Genomic DNA, 18,229 nt, shown 5'->3' on the forward strand with positions numbered 1-18,229 from the left:
TCGGGCTGCTTTGGAGATTCAACGCATGGTCGTTCGTCCCATCTTTTTGCCGCCACCACCACCGAAGATCATCCCCAAGAATAACATCGACCGCATCGCAGAACTTCGGGCTCAGGCGCAAAAGCTTCGCGAGCAGATCCGGCTCGCGCAGAAGATGGGCGAGGCCGAAGAGGCCTCCAAGCTGCAGAAGGAACTCAAGCAGACCAATACGGAACTGACGAAACTTGAGCCGCCGCCGGCGGCACCGAGCCCGGTCGTTGCGCCGCTGGCCCTGGCGAGCAATACGCCCCTGTTCAAGACGTCCGGCACGCCGACGGTGACCCCGGCTTTGTTCCTCACGCCGCAGAGCGGCACGCCGGCGGTCGTACAGGTCGTCAATCCGGCTCCCGTCGATACGCCGAAACCGGGAACGGATGCCGGTGCGATCGTCAAGGACGTGCAGGCAGGCAAGAGCGTCGACCAGATCGCCACCGAACGCGGATTGACGCGCGACCAGGTGCTCAATGAGCTCAAGGCCGGCGGCCTCGGCATCAAGACGACCGACCCGAAGAGCGACAATGGCGACGTCCGCACCACTGAGATCAGCGATCCCAAGACCGGCCAGACCGTCACCGAATATTACGATTTCCAGCACGGCACCTACTACACGCAGGTAAAGGACGCCAAGGGCAAGGAGACCGACACGCCGGTGCGCGATGAATCCGGCCAGAAGATCACCACGAACTATGACCCGAAGACGGGGACGACGACGACCCGCCGCGAGGACGATCTGGGAACCGGAACCATCACCCAGACGACGCAGCTTTCCACCGGCGTGACGACGGTGAAGACGACCGGCGCGGACGGCAAGTCCACCACGGTGGTAACCGACGCCAAGGGGCAGAAGACGACGCTCGCCGCCAACCAGGATCCGACCCGCAAGGGGGCCGAGGGTATCGAGAAGGATGTCGCCGCCGGCAAGAGCATCGACCAGATCGCTGCCGAACGCGGGCTGACCAAGGAGCAGGTGACGGCCCAGCTCGCAGCTGCCGGCCTCGAGGTCAAGACGAACCAACCCACCAGCGACAATGGCGACGTGCAATCGACCGAGATCGTCGACCAGAAGACCGGCAAGACCGTCACCGGCTATTACCAGGACTATCAGCACGATTCCCGCACCGTGCGCACGACCGACGACAGGGGCAATGCGGTCACCACCAGCACGGAAGCCAACGGAACCGAGACCAAGAGTGTGGTCGAAGGCAATGGCCGCACCACGCGCACCGTGAAGCAGGGCAAGGACACCACCGTCTCCGTGACCTTCAACGGCTACACGCTGACCACCAAGCCGGATGGCAGCATGACGCTGCAAGACGACGGCACCGGGCGCGACGTCAAGCTCAAGCCCGACAGCGCCGAGGCGGCGCTCGCCCAGACGCTCGTATCCGTCGACCCCAAGAGTGCCGATCCGCAGGAAGCCAAGAAGGCTGAGATCGTCAAGACCACTCTCGACGGCATCTTCGCCGGCGAGGAATTGCCAAGCCTGCAGCAGGCCGTCACAGACCTGCACCAGAAAACCCAGGACGCCATCGGAAAATATGGCGAGGGCCAGCCCGGCACCAATCCGACGGCGGAAAACCCCTACGGTACCCCACCCCCCGGCAAGGCACCGTCGGGAGGCAATTGGGTGCCTAAGAACGGCAAATGGGTCGATCCGGTGGTCGCCAAGGCGATGGACGCCGAAAACGTTGCCATCGGGCAGCGGGCCGAGGCCAGTGCCAAGGTCAACCAGTCACAGGCGCAACTGAACGTCTACGCACTCGATCCCGCCTATAAGGGCGCGATGGCCGACGCCAAGGCCCTGCTCGACGACAAGCTGGCTCCCTTCGGCCTGCAATGGAACGCGCCGACGCCGGAGGGTTCGCTCGCCGATGCCAAGAAGGCCCTCACCGACGCCAACACCCAGCTCACCAATGCGACCACGGCGCGCGAGGCCTACGAGAAGGCCCAGAGCCTTCTCGACCAGGCGATCACCAAGCAGGCGACATTGCCGCCTCCGCCGCCCCTGCCCGGGCAGGCGACGGTAAGAGCCACGGCCGCCAACGATCATACCAATTACGAATTGAAGGACGCCAAGTCCAAGGCGGCCCATGACGAGGTGACCGCGCTGTTCTACCAGGCCGGGCTCTCTTCCAGCCAGGGCGACAAGGCGCTGGCGGACTATCTGGTCGGCGTCCGGCAGCAGGAGGTCAACGCCACCAAGCAGGGTACGCCCGAGCGCACGGCGGCTGAGAAAAATCTCAGCGATGCCAAGACATTGAGCGAGAATGCCGGCAAGCAGGTCGATGCGGCGACCGCCTATTCCAACTTCTATTCGGCCACGAGCACGCTTTCTGGCCAAGAGGTTCAGGCCACCGATCTCAGGCAGAAGATTCTGGCACAGTACCAAGCCGCCCATCCGGACATGTTCGATTGGAACGAAGAATATTCCACTGCTGGCGGCGACTATCTGGGCAAGATCAAGGAACAGAACGTCATAGAGGATCCCAAGGATCATCAGCTCTATCTGGAGACCAAATACGAGCACGACACCAAGCGGGTTCAACTGACCTTCGCGGCCAGCGACAAGAACATCCGCGAGGACCTGCGCAACGGCGAGCTCAACAAGCAGTGGCAGGCGCTTCTCAACAACCCCGCCAACGCCAATATGTGCTACGCCGACGGCCAGGGCGGCCTGGCGGCGGCCAAGGCGGCGCAGGTCTCGGCCGGCCAGCAGATCCAGGGGATGATGAAGGACCAGCTCGGCCTGGTGCGGGACGGTCTCGACAAGCAGATCACCGGGCTCAAGACCGATCTCGACGGTGCCCTCAAGCAGCATGGCCCAGGCAGTGTCGAGGCGCCGGCAGGCCTGCTGCCCCCGGGTACCCAGCCCGTAGAAGTCACGGTCAACGGCCAGAAGGTTGGGGTAGCACCCGATATGGCCGGCGACGTGCAGCGCGGCGGTATCGATGCCATCGTCAAGGCCGGCAAGCCTGTTCGCATGGAGATCAACGGCCAGTGGCTGTGGGTGCATCCCGACGTCGCGGCGGCGCAGATCCGGCTCGACGCGGCGCAGGATCAGCGCGCCAGCGTCGAGAATGCCCGCCAATCGGCCGAGCGCTCCGAACAATGGTATTCCTTCCTGCTGACCCAGCCGCTCAAGCTGTTGGACGATGCGGGATCGGCGCCCTACTACGCCCATCTCCAGAGTGTCTATCTCGACGACCATCGCGACCAGGCGATGTCGGTCTACCAGGCTACGTTCCAGAACCTCTACAATTCCGGCTACAATGACCAGTTCAAGCCGCTCGAGGGTCGCCAGGCCCAGGAAGGGCTGGTTGCACGCACGCTCGGCCTGGATACCTCCAGCGAAGACGGCCGTACGACCCTCGACAAGGTGGTCGACGAGATCCGCGACATCGGCGGCAACACCACCTCCGTCAAGGTCGTGCCCCTGTTCTATGTCGACGATAAGGTCGGTGCGCAACAGGTCTCGCTTTTCGCCGTCCAGGACGGCGAAAAGACCTGGTATGTCGACGCAACCGGCCAGAAATTCGAGTCCATCAAGGATTTTCAGGACAACAACCGCCAGTTCCAGGAAAGCGGCAAGCTGATCGTGCCGACCGGTCTCAACATGAAGCCCGGGGCCAACGGCAAGATCGACCTGGAGGTCGTGCAAGCCCGCAATGTCTCGACGTTCGACAAGATCGTCGATCCGATCGTGGGCATCGGCACCGCCCTCGCCACGGCCGTCGCCGTCATTCCCAATCCCTTCTCGCCGCTCGCCGCCGGCGTGGCCTATGCCGGAGGCGCCTATCTCGGCACCCGCGCCGTCATCAAGGAAGTGGACTATCTCCACCATGGCGGCGAACTGGGCGACATGGAATCGATGATGAACATCGGCACGGTGGCCACCACCGTCCTGCCGATGGGATCGAGCGTGCTGCGCACCATCGGCATGGCGAAAACCACGGAATTGTCGGTGACGCAGGCGTTCCGGGCCAGCATCGGCATGACGGGACAAGGCACCTCCGTCGCCACGACGGCAGACGCCTATATGAGAAGTTCGGGCGGGCTCAACCGCACCGCGCGGGGCCTCGACTGGGCAGCCATCGGCACGGGCGTGCCACTGACGGCAGTATCGGCCCATGACCTCGCCGCCTATGGCGACCAGATGAGCGGCCTGGAATTCGCCAGCGCGTTGACCAGCCTCGGGGTCGGCGTGGCCGGCACGGGCCTGGGTGTCAAGGGACTGCGAGCCACCCGGCCACTCGCGGCCGACGAGTCGGCCGGGGGATCCCACCCGACGACATTGCCTGCATCGGTCAATACACGCTCGTTCGGTTCGGAAAACGGCCGCACGCTGAACTATCTTCCCGACGGCACGGTGACGATCGGCGGGCAGCCTGTCGCTGCCAAGGACCTTTCGATCGGGCTGTCCAACAAGGGCGCGATCGACAAGGACACCTTCCTCGTGATCGCCGACGAGACCAACCTGCCCGGCGCGACCCAATTGATCGCAGACCTACGCAATACCGGCTATCGCGACGGCCAGAGCATCACGATCCTCGCCTGCCGCGCCGGTTCCCTCGACCATCAAACCGGCAGTCCCCTCACGCGGTCCCTCGCCGGCGAGGTGGCAGACAGGCTCGGCGTGCGGACGCGCGCCTATGACGGACCTGTCGAGCTTGCCGACGCCATCAAGCCTGCCGAGGGAGGCAAGGAGGTGGTGGAACTGCCCGGCCTGCCCCTGACCGATATTTCCGGGGGAGCAACGCTCCAGCAGCCCAACCATGCCGCTCAAGAGGGCTTCTGGTTCAAAGGTGGCAAGAATACCGCGCCTCCTGCCTCCCCGAGCAACGTGCATGTTGCCGGTGACGGCCCCATCGACCCGATCACCCTGGGCAAGAAGACCGGCCCCAATCCTTCGGGGCAATCGCCGAAAAGCACGCCTCCCACGCGCAAGCAATTGCAGACCACCGATCCCAAACAGTTGGACTTCACCCAGCTCAACGCCAAAAACGTGCCCTGGCTGAAGCCGGACCAAGTCGCTGCGTTCACGCCCAAGCAATGGGAGGCCTTCAAACAAGCCGGACTGCAGGGTTCGCTCACGCGCAGCCAATTACAGGTGATTCCGGAAAACAGGATCAGGAATATCGACGCCGGATCCCTGACGAAATCCCAGGTTCGCTCGCTGACCAAGGCTCAGGTTGCGGCCCTCAATGGCAAGCAATTGCAGGGGCTCCATCAGGCGGGCCTGCAGGAGCATCTGACTCAGGGCCAGATCGGGGTGATACCCGACAATCGCGTCCAGTATCTCGATAGCGCCAGTTTGACGAAAAGACAGATCGGGGGCCTCTCTCAGGCCCAGATCGCGGCAATGACCAACAGCCAATGGAAAGCCTTCAATCAGGCCGGGCTGCTGCCTCATCTGTCGCGGTCTCAAACGCGCTCGATCCCGGAGAACCGCATTGCAGACCTGAATATCGGCTCCATGCTGCCCAAGCAGGTCTCCTGGCTGACCTTGAAGCAATGGGAAGCCTTCAAGCGATCCGGCCTGCAGGGGCAGCTGACGCAGGCCCAGATCGCCGCGATCCCGAGCAATCGCGTCAAATATCTCGACATCGCCAGTCTGGACGCCAACCAGGCCGGATGGCTGAAACCCGACCAGCTTTCGGCATTGACCAAGTCGCAGATCAGAGCCTTCTCCGGCGAACAGCTGCGCGCTTTGCCCAATGCGTCTGTCGCAGATATGGCTGCCAGCCTAACGCGCAAGCAGATTCCTGAATTGACGCTGGCGCAGATGGAGGCGGTTGGCGACACCCAGAAGAAAGCGATGAGCGAGGAAGGGCGCAAGCTGCTGGACGAACTCATCGAGGTCCGCAACCTGTCTCCGGATGACATCGCCCGCCTCTCGCCGAGCGGAATCATCAATCTCACGCCGGATCAATTGAGGGATCTGACGCCGGATCAGTTGCGCGCCATTGCGCCCAAACGCATCAAATATCTCGATCTGGCCGAGCTCAGCCCCTCGCAACTGGCTGAGTTGACGCCAGAGCAGGTGAAAAAACTCAGGCCGAACCAATTGGCAGGCCTGAAGGACGATCAATTGCAGGCCCTCACGCCAGCCCAGGTTGATGTGCTCAAGCCTTTCCAGACCGCCCTGCTGAAGGCCAACCAGCGCTCGGCCCTCAACGGCTACACGCCCGCCTCGGCGCCAGTGCGGGCGCTGGCAAAAATGCGCGCGATGGGCGTCGACGATCTCGTTCTCACCACGACCGCCACGGCCACCTTTGCCGCCGTCTGGCCAGCCCTGCCACCGCATATCCAAGCCTATATGCGAGCCGGCGGTCTCGCCTGGCGCGGTCTGACCATGAGCGCCACTGCGGCCCTGCCGGGCAAATGGACGGCGCTCCACACGCCGCTGGGCCGCATCATGAAGATCGGCGATGCGTTGAGCTATCTGCCGACCCAGGCGGCCGGCATCCCCACCTCGGTCACTCTGGGCGGTGCCGGCGGAGCCTTGTTTGAAGGAAGCAACGCCTTCTATTTCGCCAAGGCCGTGCGCGAAGCCCGCACCGGGCGGCCGACCATGCCGATGGCTGACAAATGGAACCTGCCCTCCTATGCGATCGGGAGCGGCCTCTCGCTCGGCGATTCCATCCCCAAGGACGGCTCGAACCTCTCGAGCCTGCCTGGCATGCCGGATTTCGTGTCAAAAGGGTTCGACTTCGTTCCGGGCGCGGCCGATACGGTCGACAATGCCGCCTTCCTCCTCGGTTCGGCCTATCTGTGGGCACGCGGTGCCCGGACGGGACTGGGACACGGGAAATGGGAGCCTAGTATGTCAGGCTTCGATCGTGTCGTCTTCGGTGTCACCTTCGGCGGCGGCATGATCCTGTTCAGCGGCATCGTGGTCGCGAACTGGCTGGATCAGCAAAACAAGACAAATGCCCCCGGGGTACAGCCCTCCGGTAACACCACCTCCACGCCAACGCCGACAACACCGGTGCCGACAACGCCAACACCGACGCCTTCAAAGACGACGCCAGCACCCACGACCTCGCCCACGGCCACGAGTTCCTCAACCCCCTCGCCGACCACGACGAAGACGGGACCGAACAAGCCTCTGCCGAGAGAACCCGGCACGCCCGAGGCGACGCCGGCCCAGTTCGTCGTCTCGGCGGATGATGGGCTCAATCTGCGCGGAGAGCCGGCTGGCGATTCCGGTGTGGTGACGCTGATCCGACCAGGCTCCCTGGTCAAGGAAACGGGTGCTTCCAAAACCGACGAATCCGGCAAGACCTGGGTTCCCGTCAGTGCCCACGGTGCGGATGGCACGGAGCATATGGGCTGGGTCGAGGCCAGTTTCGTGCAGACCCATCCGGCCGGGGCGCAGGATGGCGAGGGACGCCTCAATCCCGAGCTCGAACGCCAGGGCTACCAGCCGATCATCGCCCGCGATGGCGATACGATGGGTGGCATCGCGCGCAACCATTCGGCCGATGTGCGGGAAACGGTATTGCTCAACATGGGCCATATCGCCATTCCGGACGTCATCTTTGCCGGGGACCGCATCTACCTGCCCGGCGCGACGGCATGAGATGAGTTCGGAAGCGTTCGTCGCCCGCGGCAGCCCGATCTTGCCTTGATTCAGGTCAATGCAGGGCACCGGTGACAGGCCCACTCTGCCCCCAGCTTCGAAGCGAGCCATTGGGGGCACAGATGGGCCTGATCATTCGATTGTTGCTGTTCGTGGCGGCGCCCGTCGCCGCCCTTTTCGTGGCCAAGGATTCCCTGAATTTCCAGATCGCCCAGGTGTTTTTCGCGATGATGATCTTCATCGCTATCGGGGTGATCGCGGCATTCTGGGCTGCCGGCAAAAAGACCTGATTCTTCCGGTGCGGCCATCCCCGGAAGGCCGAAAGGCCAGGCGATTCAAAAACGCATGCAAAAACAATTGGTTATAGAATGACACGGCCAGGTAAGAGTGCTTCTCGCCCGAAGCGGCCGATAGGCTCGTTCTAGACGCCAGCCCCGGCTCGGCAGGCCGGCGCAGCACCCGGAACGGTTGCGGCATGCGCCCACCGGCAATTTCTACAAGAATTTATCAGTATTTTCGTACCTCCTGCTAACGCACGACAACCTCGGCGCCAATCGAGGCGCGTTGATAGAGATCAATCACGTCATCGTTCGTCATGCGGATGCAGCCCGAAGAATTGGCTGTGCCGACAGTCCAGGGCGCGTTCGTGCCGTGGATGCGATAGAGCGTGTTGCCGATATAGAGCGCGCGCGCACCGAGCGGATTGTTGGGGCCGCCGGCCAGTCGCACCGGCAGGTAATGCCCCTGTGCAGCCTCTCTTTCCCGCATTTCGGCAGGCGGACGCCAATCAGGCCATTCCTTCTTGTCGAGAACGCGGTCTCGACCCGACCAGGAAAAGCCCTCGCGCCCGACCCCGATGGCATATTTGAGTGCCCTGCCATCACCGAGGACGTAGTAGAGGCGGCGTTCGCCCGTGTCGACGATGATCGATCCCTTGGGATGGGGTTCGGCAAAGGCCACGACTTCGCGCGCGATCGGCGGCGTGCGCCTCGTCGCCGGCTGGCGGGTGTCCCCTGGGGCAGGCTCGTCAACCACGTCCCCCGGATTGTCCGAAGGCGCGATGACCACGTCCTGCTCGCCGTCATAGACCCATGTGCGCGGATCGTAGCCGCCAGCCTGGGCCACGGCGATACCCATCATCGACAATGACACGATGCCGGCGATGGCGACAGCCATCGTGGCTCTGCGCAGCAAGGCGGCTCGCAGGATCATGGGTTTGCCACGCAGCCGGCGGCACGCAGGAAGACGCCTTGCTTCAACCGTCATTTCCGCTGCTCTCCCCTGCGCTCCGCCCCGTTCGAAAACCGTAACAACGTACCTCCAGCTGCAACACGAATCTGAAGCATTTGGCACTTGTCTATGGCTCTATAATCCAATTGGACTTTCATTTCAGCGACGATCACGATAATGTGCGGCACGGTTTGGCAGGCAAATCATGCCGCACGGGACTCACGCTCGAAGAGCGAATGCGTCGTTGCACAGGTAAGGGGCATGGAATTTGAGACCAGCAGGATGGCCATGGGGACGCGTCGTCGCTCTCCCGTCATTCTCGGCTTCGCAGTCGGATTTTGCCTGTGCGTGGCTGTTTTGCCCGCGCGCGCAGCCGAACCTGACTGGCCTGCCGGTCCCTACAGATACATCACCATCGACCAGTCGGTACGCGACGCCTTGACCGAGTTCGGCCGCAACATCCATGTCCCGGTCAAGCTCAGCGACGGCGTGAAGGGTCGCCTGAGTGCCGGCATGCCGATGGGAACGGCGCGCGAGTTCCTGCAATGGGTCTGCGACCGCTACGGACTGGTCTGGTATTATGATGGCTCCAGCCTGGCCGTGGCGACCGAAGCCGAAATGCGTACCGACATGTTCAAGGTCGACGCAGCCACCCTGCCCGGCATCCCTGGCCGGCTGCGGGAACTCGGCGTCGCCGATGCACGCTACCCCATCAAGATCGCCCAGAACGAGCGGGTCGTCTCGGTTTCCGGCCCACCCGCCTATATCGACGCCGTCCGCAAGGCGCTCGGCGTGCTGACCGAGCCGTCAGGCCCAACGCGGGCGCGCGAAGTCGACGGCTCGGCCGAAAATGTCGTGCCCGTGCGTGTTTTCCGAGGCCGGCGTGCCGAGGTCGAGACCCCGCCTGCCGCCAAGCATCCAGGAGAGAGCAAATGAAGATCGAGAGCAACGGTATCAGCCCGACCAATCAGCCCGACCCGAGTAAGGAAAGCCAGGAAGCGGCCCTCCAGAAGCAGATGGAAGAAACCCTCGCCAACTTTGCCGTGAGCATGGCCCAGCAACAGGGCGACCGGGCTCTGGAGGGCATGCAGCAGGCCCGCAACGAGGAAGGGTGAGCTGGGCCCGGCAGGCAGGTCCCCCAATCGGCGATCGATGAGGATTGAACATGCAGCTTGCAGACGCTGCCATAGGCGCGGTTTCGGCGGCACCCACCCAGTTCCAGCCGACCCAGCCACAGGCGAATGTCGAGCATCAGCTCTTCGACTATCTCGTGGAGATGGAAAAGAGCGTCGGCAGAACCGGGCAGCCCGATGATCCCGCCGCTCTCGTCGGCGGTGCCCTCCACTCGCTCGAAGGGGTGGTGCAGCAGGCCCAGTCGGCCTTCGCCAAGAACGGGGCCCAGGCGGGTTCTGCCCCGCCGGCCGGCGAAGGGAGCGGCAATGTAGCGGCCGGCAATGAAGGGGCGCCGGGCCAGCCGAACACGGATATGACGCTGGATCGCGCCATTTCCTTCATGTGGGCGGCAGCCAATGTCTCCGTCGCCATCAACAGCGTGACGGCCGCCACCGGCTCGGTCAACACGTTGATCAAACAGCAATAGTGCGTGGCGGGGGCTCCGTGAGGCCAGTGTCGATGTATCGGTTGCCGGCCTGGCTGCGCCGGTTCGGCACCGTCTTTGCTCTTGTCGGCGTGCTGTTCCTGCAAGCCTGCACGGTGGAACTCTATACCGGCCTCAGCCAGCGCCAGGGCAACGAAGTGGTCGCAGCCTTGGTGCGCAAGGGCATTCCCGCCCAGCGCCAGATCGAAAAGGAAGGCACGGTGACCGTCCTGGTCGACAAGGCACGCTTTGCCGAAGCCATGTCCGTGCTCGATGCGATCGGCCTGCCGAAGGAAAAATTCGCGACCCTCGGCCAGGTATTCAAGCGCGACGGGCTCGTCTCCTCCCCGGTGGAGGAACGCGCGGCGATGATCTACGGGCTCAGCCAGGAGCTCTCGCAAACCATCTCCGACATCGACGGCGTCCTGTCCGCCCGCGTGCATCTCGTCCTGCCGGAGAACGATCCGCTCAAGCAGCAGCTGGTGCCGTCCTCGGCATCGGTCTTCATCCGCCATCGCACCTCGGTCGACATGAAGGAACTGGTGCCGCAGGTGAAGATGCTGATCGCCAACGGCGTCGCCGGGCTGACCTATGACAATGTTTCGGTCATCCTCGTGCCGGTCGCGGCCCCTGTCGAGCCGGCGACGAGTGAGCCCGGCCTCACGAACTTCATGGGCATCTGGCTGCATCCCGACGACCTCGCACGTGCCATGTGGATCATCTACGGGCTGGTCACCGTGGTCGTGCTCCTTGCCGGGAGCCTGGCCTATCTTCACTGGCGACGGCGACGCGATGTCTACGCCCTTGACAGCACTCCTCCCCTTCGCGCCGTGAAGAGGACGCCATGACCGGCAAGACCGACGCGGCCGATGCCTGGCAGTCCTTTCTGCACAAGCCGGCCCTCCATGCGATCGCCCCCCGCCTGGCTCCCTGTTTCGGCGGCACGCTGGGTGACGAGGCCTGCGCACATCTGCTCACCGCCGATCGGCTGGAGACAAGGCTTTCGAGCCTGATCGGCGAGCATTACGGTTTTTCTCCTCAGGAGCCGCAGGTCGAGGCGGGCGACCGGGCCATCGCGCTCAGCGATGCGGACGAGTTGGGCGACATCGCGCTGAAAGCCGGCGCGATCTACTGGGCCACCGCCTTCGCCGGCGTGATCCGTCGCGAGACGACGACGGCGCTGCATGCGCAGCTCGGCGAAGCGCTGTGCGAATTCGCGGTGCTCAACCGCGACCTGGCTGGTCCCGAACAGGACCTCGAGCCGATCGCCGATCTGGCGGGGCGGGTTGCAGCCGATGGCTGGCGCTGCCTCGGCGCCTGGTGCAGCATCATGCCGGCGGGTGTCGGGGCGCGGGTCCGCCTGAAGCTGCCTCCCAGCCCGGAGCTCGACGACATCGCACCGGCGCCTTTCGCGCAATTGGGCCCGCCGATCGTGCGGCGGGCTGCGGGTTCGAGGTAGGCTATGGCAGGGCAGGACACAGGCCCCCTGGCCGATCGACCCAAGCGCCCGACAGGGCGCATCCTGCGCGCGACGGAGGCAAGGGCCTGGCAGGACGGCTACGGCTTTCTGGAAACCGCACGGCAGGACGCCGAACGCCTGCGCGAGGCAGGCCGGCGGGCCTATGCGGCCGAATATGCGCAGGGCTATGAGGACGGGCTTGTCGAAGGCAAGCGCAAGGCAGCGCGCCTCGTCACCGAGACGACGGCCAAGCTCGACCGCTATCTCGAGGGCGTTGAAAACCAGGTCGGCGGTCTGGTGCTGGAAGTCGCCCGGCGCCTGCTCGGCAGCTTCGACCTCGACGAACTCGTCGCCAGGATCGCCCGCCAGGCCGTCGCCGAGGTGAGGCAGGCCAAATATCTCAGGCTCACCGTTCACCCCGACGCGCATGACCGGGTTCGCGAGGAATTGGGCGCACTCGCGCGGGAGCGCCAATTCGGCTTCCCCATCGAGGTCGAGACCGACCCTGCCCTCGCGCGTGATGCCTGCATCGTGGCGAGTGAGGCCGCCGTGATCGATGCCGGGATCGGCACCCAGCTCGATGCCATCGCCGCTGCGCTCGGATCGACGAGAAAGGCAGCGTCATGACCGAGGCCTCCATCGACATCGACGCACGGCTCGCCAATATCGTCCCGCGCCTCGGCAAGCGGCTGCGGGAGGAAAACCAGCGGGGCCGCAGCGGGCGGGTACGCGAAGTCGTCGGCGTCGTCATCCATGCCACGGTGGAAGAGGCGCGGCTCGGCGAGATCTGCGACCTCGTCGATCCGAAGACGGGCCGCCGCATCAGGGCCGAGGTCGTCGGCATTGCCGACGGCTCTGCCGTGCTGGTTCCGCTCGACGACCTCGCCGGCCTGTCGAGCCTGACCGAAGTGATACCCGTCGCCGCCCAGCTGCAGATCGGCGTCGGACCGGGCTTGCTCGGCCGCGTGGTGAGCGCCCTTGGCGAACCGCTCGATGGCCGGCCACTCGATGGCGACGCGATCGAGGATCAACGGCCCGTGCACGCCTTTCCTCCTTCACCGCTCTCCCGGGGGTTGATCAGCGAGCCGATCCAGCTCGGCATCCGCGCACTCGATGGCATGCTCACCTGCGCCCGCGGCCAGCGCATCGGCCTGTTCGGTGAGCCGGGCATCGGCAAATCGACCCTGCTCGCCAATATCGTGCGCGGCACCGACGCGGATGTCGCCGTGGTCGCGCTGGTAGGAGAGCGCGGCCGCGAGGTGCGCGAATTCGTCGAGCATGCGCTGGGCCCTGAAGGCATGACGCGCACCATCATCGTCGCCGCGACCTCCGACCGGCCGGCCATCGAACGCGTCAAGGCCGCCTTCGTCGCGACCACCATCGCCGAATATTTCCGCGACCGAGGCCAGCACGTCCTGCTGGCGATGGACAACATCACCCGCTTCGCCCGCGCCCAGCGCGAAATCGGCCTGGCTTCAGGCGAACCGCCGACGCGGCGCGGCTTTCCGCCCTCACTGTTCGCGGCGCTGCCGCGCCTGCTCGAACGAGCCGGCCCGGGCCAGACCGGCACCATCACCGGCCTCTACAGCGTGCTGCTCGAAGGCGATGGCACGCTCGACCCGGTGGCCGAGGAGTTGCAGGCCCTGCTCGACGGCCATGTCTTCCTGTCGAGCGATCTGGCCCGCCGCGACCATTTTCCGGCGATCGACATCCTGCGCAGCAGAAGCCGCCTGATGAATGCGGTGGTCTCGCAACAGCACAGAGCCGACGCGACGCATATACGCGAGCTGATGTCGCGCCACGCCGAGGTGGAACTGTTGGTGCGCATCGGCGAATACCAGAAAGGCAGCGATGCCGTCGCCGACGAAGCCGTCGCCAAGATCGACCGGATCAACGCCTTCCTGCGCCAGCCCTCCGACCAGCAGGAAACCATGGAGCACACCGCCGAACGCTTGCGGGACATCGTTCATGGCTAAGCAGGCGGTCATGTCCCAGCTTCACAAGATCCGCAGCCTGCGCGAGCGACGCGCCCTGGAAGCGGTTGCCCGTCAGCAGCGCCTGGCCCGCGAAGCGCAGGACCAGGCGCAATCGGCGGCCACCGCGCTCACCACCCGCCTCGAACGGGCTGCGGCCGACGAACGAACCTCGTTCGCCGATCTGATGGGCCGGCCGCTGTCGGCCCAGGACCTCCTGGCGTTGCGCGGGCGCTTCCAGCTTACCGCCAGCGAAGTGGAGCAGCTGCGACAGGCGACGGAAGAGGCAAGGCAAGCAGAAGCCGGGCAACAGCGAAAGCTGGCGCGCGCACGCGAGGACCATCACGTCCGGCGCAAAGCTGTCGAGAAACTGTCCCGTCTCGCCGACGAGATGAGATCGCGCAGCGCGCGCCGGCTGGAAGCCATCGAGGAAATGACGATCGAGGAGGAAGCGAGCCTCGCGGCCGCGTCAAGGCTCAAGCCAGGAAGAGCGTGATTTTCGCATGCATCAGAGACTAGCGGCACTTGGAAAAACGCGACAGCGCCCTGCGGCCGAAGCCACGGTCTCAGCGGCACGCCTGCAAGCGATCGCCCCTGCCGATGCCGCGGCGCTCAATGCCTTCTATCGCAATCGTCCGCCGGTGAAGATCCGTCTTGCTGGCGAGGAGTTCCTGCTTTCTGCCCTGTGGCAGCCGGTGATGGCTCCGGGCGCGACCACCGTCATCGACTTCAAGGTCGGCGCGGCAACGGGCCGACTTTGTCTCACGCCTGCACTGTTCGAGCGCTGGCTGGCGCGGGCCAATCCCGGCGTCACCGCCGGGCCGCCGGCTCCTGCACATTCTGCCCTGCTCCTGGAATCCTTCCTGCGCGAGGAGATTGCCTGGCTGGAACAGCAGCTGGACGGAACGATCGAATTGATTGCGGCCACATCGCTCGACGGCCGGCCCGAGATGCCCTTCCGGTTTGGGCTCCGGCCCACCGGCCAGGCCGAGAGCATCTGCCTTCTGCAGGCGGACGCAGCGCTCGCCACCAGGATCGGCCGCATCCTTGACGCCGCATCGGGCAGGCCTGCCGCCCACCGGCTCGAATTGCCGCTGCCCGTCAGCCTCTGGTGGGCTGCGACCAGCCTTTCCGTAGGGGAACTGCGTTCCCTGCAGCCAGGCGACATCGTCATGACCGACGGCTGGACCCGCGGCGCGCAAACGGTCCTGGTGGTGCTGGCCGGGCGTCGGGCAGCACTGGCGGAACCGATCGGACAAAGCGGCAGACTTGTTTCGGCGCCAATGCCGATCAGCAAAACGAGATGGGGATGGATCATGGATGAACCACAATCGGCAAGCGGACAGCCTGACGACACGGGCCTGGGGGATTTGCCGGTGACGGTCGTCTTCGAACTCGCCCGCATGACGATGCCTTTGCGCGAGGTCAGCCGGCTCGCTGCCGGGTCCATCGTGCCGCTTCCCGAGCTTTCCGAGCCCGCCGTCGATCTCGTGGCCAATGGCAAGCGCATCGGTCGCGGAGAGATCGTGAAGGTCGGCGACGGCATGGGAGTGCGTATCATTCGCATGGCGGCCGATGCTTGAGGGTTCGCCCAATCTTCTCGGCCTTCTCGTCGCGGTTGGCCTGGTCGGCATTCTGCCGCTGGCCGTGGTGACCATGACCGGTTTCCTGAAGATTTCCGTCGTCCTCTTCCTCATCCGCAATGCGCTCGGCGTCCAGCAGACACCGCCCAATCTGGTGATCTACGGCATCGCCCTGGTGCTGACGGTCTATGTGACGACGCCCCTGATCGGCGAAATCTCGGGACGCCTGCAGCAGGAAAACATCCAGTTCCAGACCACACAGGACCTGACGCGCGCGGGCGAGCTGGCACGCGAACCGCTCAAGCAGCATCTGCTGCGCTACACGCAGCCCCAGGAACGCCAGTTCTTCCTGGACGGCACCAAGCGGCTGTGGCCGGAACAGGCACGAGCGGAAGTCAAGGATGACGACCTGCAGATCCTGGTACCGGCCTTCGTCGCCTCCGAACTGACGCGGGCCTTCGAGATCGGCTTCCTGCTCTATCTGCCCTTCCTCATCATCGATGTGGTGGTCGCCAACGTGCTGATGACGCTGGGCATGATCATGGTCTCGCCGACGCTGATATCCATTCCGCTGAAACTGCTGCTGTTCGTGGCGATCGACGGCTGGTCGCGCCTGATGCACGGCCTGATCCTCAGCTACAATTGACGGTTGCACCGCAAGGACCGCCCGATGGCCAATGATTTTATCCTTGCCAAGGTCCAGAGCGCCCTGTGGATGGTACTGATCCTCTCGGGGCCTGCCATCGTGGCGGCGCTGGTCGTCGGCCTGCTCATCGGCTTTGCCCAGGCGCTGACCCAGATCCAGGACCAGAGCCTGCCGCAGACCGTCAAGCTGGTCGTGGTCCTCGTCGTCATCCTGCTGGTCGGTCCGCTCCTCGGCTACCAGATCGCCAATGAGGCGTCCAAGGTCATGGACGAGTTTCCCGTCGTGACGCGCCAGTGATGGAAAACCTGTTTGCATCCCTCAAGGGGCTGGAAACCCTGGTTCTGGCCAGTGCCCTGGCCACGGCGCGCATCGTCGGCCTGGTCGCGCTGATGCCGCTGTTTTCCCGTACCCGGCTCGCAGGAATCCTGCGCACCGGCGTGGCTCTGGCGCTGGCGCTGCCGGTCATCCCGATGACCGTCGACATTGCCGGGCGCGGCCATGTCGACGCGCCCATGATGCTCATGCTGATGCTGAAGGAAGTGGTGATCGGCGCTTTGCTCGGCTTCGTGCTCGGCATACCGTTCTGGGCGGCGGAGGCTGCCGGCAACATCGTCGACTTGCAGCGCGGCTCGACCATGGGCACGCTGATCGATCCGATGATGACCCATGAGACGAGCGCCACCGGCACGCTTCTGATGATCGTCATGGTGGGTATCTATCTGGCCGCCGGCGGCCTCCATCACACCTTGAGTGCGCTCTATGACAGCTATGCGCTCTGGGCGATCGACAGCCTTTCGCCGATCTTCAGCCGCGATGCCGGCGCCATTCTTTTGACCCTGCTGACGAGAATCCTGGGCATGGCGTTGACGCTGATGGCGCCGCTGATCGTCAGCCTGCTGCTTTCGGACGTCGTGCTGGCCTTTCTCGCCCGCGCCTCGCCGCACCTCAATATTTTCGCCCTGTCGCTGGTGGTGAAGACCCTCGTCTTCAGCCTGGTCTCGGTGCTCTACGCCGCCTTCCTCATCCACTACATGACCGGCGACCTCGCCTTCCTGAACCAGGGGGTAAGCGACCTCAAGGCGCTTGTCGGTGGAGCGAGGTAGCGATGGTCGCAAAAGCCAAAACAAACTGCCCGGTCATAAGGAACATGTGCGAGCGCTCGGGCCGGCAGCCGAACAACAAAGAGCCGTTCCAACCATCGAAGAACCAAAAAAATATAATAATTCTAATAGCTTGCTCAGGATTTCTCTACTCCTGCGACAAGCTGGGGGCCACAGAAATCAATGGGACGTCCACATATCGCGACGAGGTACGAAGAATTCCGCATGGTCGGCGCGACCAGCCTGCGCGAGGCGATCAGGCTCGGCCATTATCGCGGCCACACCGCCGGCCTGGCGGATGGCAAGCTGCAGGCAGACGTCATCATCCTGCCGAACAGCCTTGCCGACGACTTCCTGGATTATTGCATGCGCAACCCCAAGTCGCTGCCCCTGGTGGGCGTCAATCGGGCCGGAGATCCCAGCCTACCGACTCTCGGCGAAATCGACGTGCGCACCGACCTGCCGCAATATGACGTTTTCCATGCCGGCCCGCAGACCTGGAGCAGGACTGACATCATCAGCCTGTGGCGCGACGATCTGGTCGCCTTCGCCCTCGGCGGCACGTTCAGCTTCGAGCACATGCTCCGGCAGAACCGGATCGAGGTCCGCCATGTCGCCATGAGCCAGAACGTGCCCCTCTATCGCTCTTCCATCCGTACCCAGAGCGTGGGCGTGTTCGGCGGCTACATGGTCGTCTCGATGCGGCCGATCCGGAAGGATCTCGTCGACAGGGCTCGCGCCATGACGGCGCGTTTTCCGCACGCCCATGGCTCGCCGGTGCATGTCGGCGATCCCGTGGAGATCGGCATTGACGACCTCGACAGCCCCGACTGGGGCGATGCCGTCGATATCCATCCCGACGAGATTCCCGTCTTCTGGGCTTCCGGCCTGACGGCGCAGAGCGTGCTGAAATGCTCGACGCCGGAGATGTTCATCACCAATACGCCGGGCCACATGCTGATAACCGACCTCGACGCCGATGCTGATGTCGGTCAGATCAGGCTGTTCTAGCTGCCCGGT

General features: G+C 64.4%; 16 protein-coding genes. 15 read left to right on the forward strand and 1 reads right to left on the reverse strand.

All coding sequences use genetic code 11. From position 1 onward, the window contains the following. Positions 1-25 precede the first annotated feature (25 nt). Positions 26-7,621, forward strand: a complete 7,596-nt coding sequence (locus U1R88_RS27150) for an SH3 domain-containing protein (protein ID WP_322434068.1) — start codon at positions 26-28, stop codon at positions 7,619-7,621. A 122-nt stretch (positions 7,622-7,743) separates the two neighbouring features. Beyond that, complete coding sequence (locus tag U1R88_RS27155) at positions 7,744-7,911, forward strand: hypothetical protein (RefSeq protein ID WP_322434069.1); 168 nt, start codon at positions 7,744-7,746, stop codon at positions 7,909-7,911. A gap of 238 nt (positions 7,912-8,149) precedes the next feature. On the opposite strand, the gene U1R88_RS27160 is transcribed toward U1R88_RS27155, so the two are convergent. Then, complete coding sequence (locus U1R88_RS27160; protein ID WP_322434070.1) at positions 8,150-8,833, reverse strand: L,D-transpeptidase; 684 nt, start codon at positions 8,831-8,833, stop codon at positions 8,150-8,152. Positions 8,834-9,139: 306 nt separating this feature from the next. Here U1R88_RS27160 and U1R88_RS27165 point away from each other — a divergent pair, with 306 nt between their 5' ends. The 13 genes from U1R88_RS27165 to U1R88_RS27225 all read left to right on the forward strand — a co-directional run bounded on the left by U1R88_RS27165 (position 9,140) and on the right by U1R88_RS27225 (position 18,220). After that, positions 9,140-9,787, forward strand: a complete 648-nt coding sequence (locus U1R88_RS27165; protein ID WP_068281872.1) for a hypothetical protein — start codon at positions 9,140-9,142, stop codon at positions 9,785-9,787. Beyond that, positions 9,784-9,966, forward strand: coding sequence for a hypothetical protein (locus tag U1R88_RS27170; RefSeq protein ID WP_068281412.1), 183 nt, complete (start codon positions 9,784-9,786; stop codon positions 9,964-9,966). The genes U1R88_RS27165 and U1R88_RS27170 overlap by 4 nt, the downstream gene beginning before the upstream one ends. Positions 9,967-10,016: 50 nt before the next feature. After that, the gene (locus U1R88_RS27175) at positions 10,017-10,451 is read left to right on the forward strand and encodes a hypothetical protein (protein ID WP_322434071.1); all 435 of its coding nucleotides are present in this window, start codon (positions 10,017-10,019) and stop codon (positions 10,449-10,451) included. A gap of 32 nt (positions 10,452-10,483) precedes the next feature. After that, positions 10,484-11,296, forward strand: coding sequence for a type III secretion system inner membrane ring lipoprotein SctJ (sctJ, locus tag U1R88_RS27180; protein WP_322434072.1), 813 nt, complete (start codon positions 10,484-10,486; stop codon positions 11,294-11,296). Beyond that, positions 11,293-11,907 (forward strand): hypothetical protein, encoded by a 615-nt coding sequence (locus tag U1R88_RS27185; RefSeq protein ID WP_322434073.1) that lies wholly within the window; start codon positions 11,293-11,295, stop codon positions 11,905-11,907. The genes sctJ and U1R88_RS27185 overlap by 4 nt, the downstream gene beginning before the upstream one ends. A 3-nt stretch (positions 11,908-11,910) precedes the next feature. After that, a complete protein-coding gene (gene sctL, locus U1R88_RS27190; protein ID WP_322434074.1) occupies positions 11,911-12,534 on the forward strand; it encodes a type III secretion system stator protein SctL in 624 nt (207 codons plus the stop codon). After that, complete coding sequence (locus U1R88_RS27195; RefSeq protein WP_322434075.1) at positions 12,531-13,883, forward strand: FliI/YscN family ATPase; 1,353 nt, start codon at positions 12,531-12,533, stop codon at positions 13,881-13,883. The genes sctL and U1R88_RS27195 overlap by 4 nt, the downstream gene beginning before the upstream one ends. A gap of 10 nt (positions 13,884-13,893) precedes the next feature. After that, positions 13,894-14,376, forward strand: a complete 483-nt coding sequence (sctO, locus tag U1R88_RS27200; RefSeq protein ID WP_322434076.1) for a type III secretion system stalk subunit SctO — start codon at positions 13,894-13,896, stop codon at positions 14,374-14,376. 7 nt (positions 14,377-14,383) lie between these two features. Beyond that, complete coding sequence (sctQ, locus tag U1R88_RS27205; RefSeq protein WP_322434077.1) at positions 14,384-15,463, forward strand: type III secretion system cytoplasmic ring protein SctQ; 1,080 nt, start codon at positions 14,384-14,386, stop codon at positions 15,461-15,463. Continuing rightward, entirely contained in the window at positions 15,456-16,109 is a 654-nt protein-coding gene (gene sctR, locus U1R88_RS27210; RefSeq protein WP_322434078.1) for a type III secretion system export apparatus subunit SctR, read from the forward strand. Before sctQ ends, sctR begins: the two co-directional genes overlap by 8 nt. Positions 16,110-16,133: 24 nt before the next feature. Beyond that, on the forward strand, positions 16,134-16,406 hold the full coding sequence (locus U1R88_RS27215; protein WP_068281421.1) for an EscS/YscS/HrcS family type III secretion system export apparatus protein: 273 nt from the start codon (positions 16,134-16,136) through the stop codon (positions 16,404-16,406). After that, the gene (gene sctT / locus U1R88_RS27220; protein WP_322434079.1) at positions 16,406-17,212 is read left to right on the forward strand and encodes a type III secretion system export apparatus subunit SctT; all 807 of its coding nucleotides are present in this window, start codon (positions 16,406-16,408) and stop codon (positions 17,210-17,212) included. Before U1R88_RS27215 ends, sctT begins: the two co-directional genes overlap by 1 nt. A gap of 222 nt (positions 17,213-17,434) precedes the next feature. Next, positions 17,435-18,220, forward strand: coding sequence for a putative hydro-lyase (locus U1R88_RS27225; RefSeq protein WP_322434080.1), 786 nt, complete (start codon positions 17,435-17,437; stop codon positions 18,218-18,220). The last annotated feature ends 9 nt before the right edge of the window (positions 18,221-18,229 follow it).

Origin of the sequence: Labrys sedimenti, from assembly GCF_034424805.1 — a bacterium.
GTDB lineage: Bacteria > Pseudomonadota > Alphaproteobacteria > Rhizobiales > Labraceae > Labrys > Labrys sedimenti.

Bases quoted from the DNA above. Each gene is read 5' to 3' on its own strand.
- U1R88_RS27150 (WP_322434068.1), top strand. From the start codon at position 26: ATGGTCGTTCGTCCCATCTTTTTGCCGCCACCACCACCGAAGATCATC.
- U1R88_RS27155 (WP_322434069.1), top strand. From the start codon at position 7,744: ATGGGCCTGATCATTCGATTGTTGCTGTTCGTGGCGGCGCCCGTCGCC.
- U1R88_RS27160 (WP_322434070.1), bottom strand. From the start codon at position 8,833: ATGATCCTGCGAGCCGCCTTGCTGCGCAGAGCCACGATGGCTGTCGCC.
- U1R88_RS27165 (WP_068281872.1), top strand. From the start codon at position 9,140: ATGGGGACGCGTCGTCGCTCTCCCGTCATTCTCGGCTTCGCAGTCGGA.
- U1R88_RS27170 (WP_068281412.1), top strand. From the start codon at position 9,784: ATGAAGATCGAGAGCAACGGTATCAGCCCGACCAATCAGCCCGACCCG.
- U1R88_RS27175 (WP_322434071.1), top strand. From the start codon at position 10,017: ATGCAGCTTGCAGACGCTGCCATAGGCGCGGTTTCGGCGGCACCCACC.
- sctJ (WP_322434072.1), top strand. From the start codon at position 10,484: ATGTATCGGTTGCCGGCCTGGCTGCGCCGGTTCGGCACCGTCTTTGCT.
- U1R88_RS27185 (WP_322434073.1), top strand. From the start codon at position 11,293: ATGACCGGCAAGACCGACGCGGCCGATGCCTGGCAGTCCTTTCTGCAC.
- sctL (WP_322434074.1), top strand. From the start codon at position 11,911: ATGGCAGGGCAGGACACAGGCCCCCTGGCCGATCGACCCAAGCGCCCG.
- U1R88_RS27195 (WP_322434075.1), top strand. From the start codon at position 12,531: ATGACCGAGGCCTCCATCGACATCGACGCACGGCTCGCCAATATCGTC.
- sctO (WP_322434076.1), top strand. From the start codon at position 13,894: ATGTCCCAGCTTCACAAGATCCGCAGCCTGCGCGAGCGACGCGCCCTG.
- sctQ (WP_322434077.1), top strand. From the start codon at position 14,384: ATGCATCAGAGACTAGCGGCACTTGGAAAAACGCGACAGCGCCCTGCG.
- sctR (WP_322434078.1), top strand. From the start codon at position 15,456: ATGCTTGAGGGTTCGCCCAATCTTCTCGGCCTTCTCGTCGCGGTTGGC.
- U1R88_RS27215 (WP_068281421.1), top strand. From the start codon at position 16,134: ATGGCCAATGATTTTATCCTTGCCAAGGTCCAGAGCGCCCTGTGGATG.
- sctT (WP_322434079.1), top strand. From the start codon at position 16,406: ATGGAAAACCTGTTTGCATCCCTCAAGGGGCTGGAAACCCTGGTTCTG.
- U1R88_RS27225 (WP_322434080.1), top strand. From the start codon at position 17,435: ATGGTCGGCGCGACCAGCCTGCGCGAGGCGATCAGGCTCGGCCATTAT.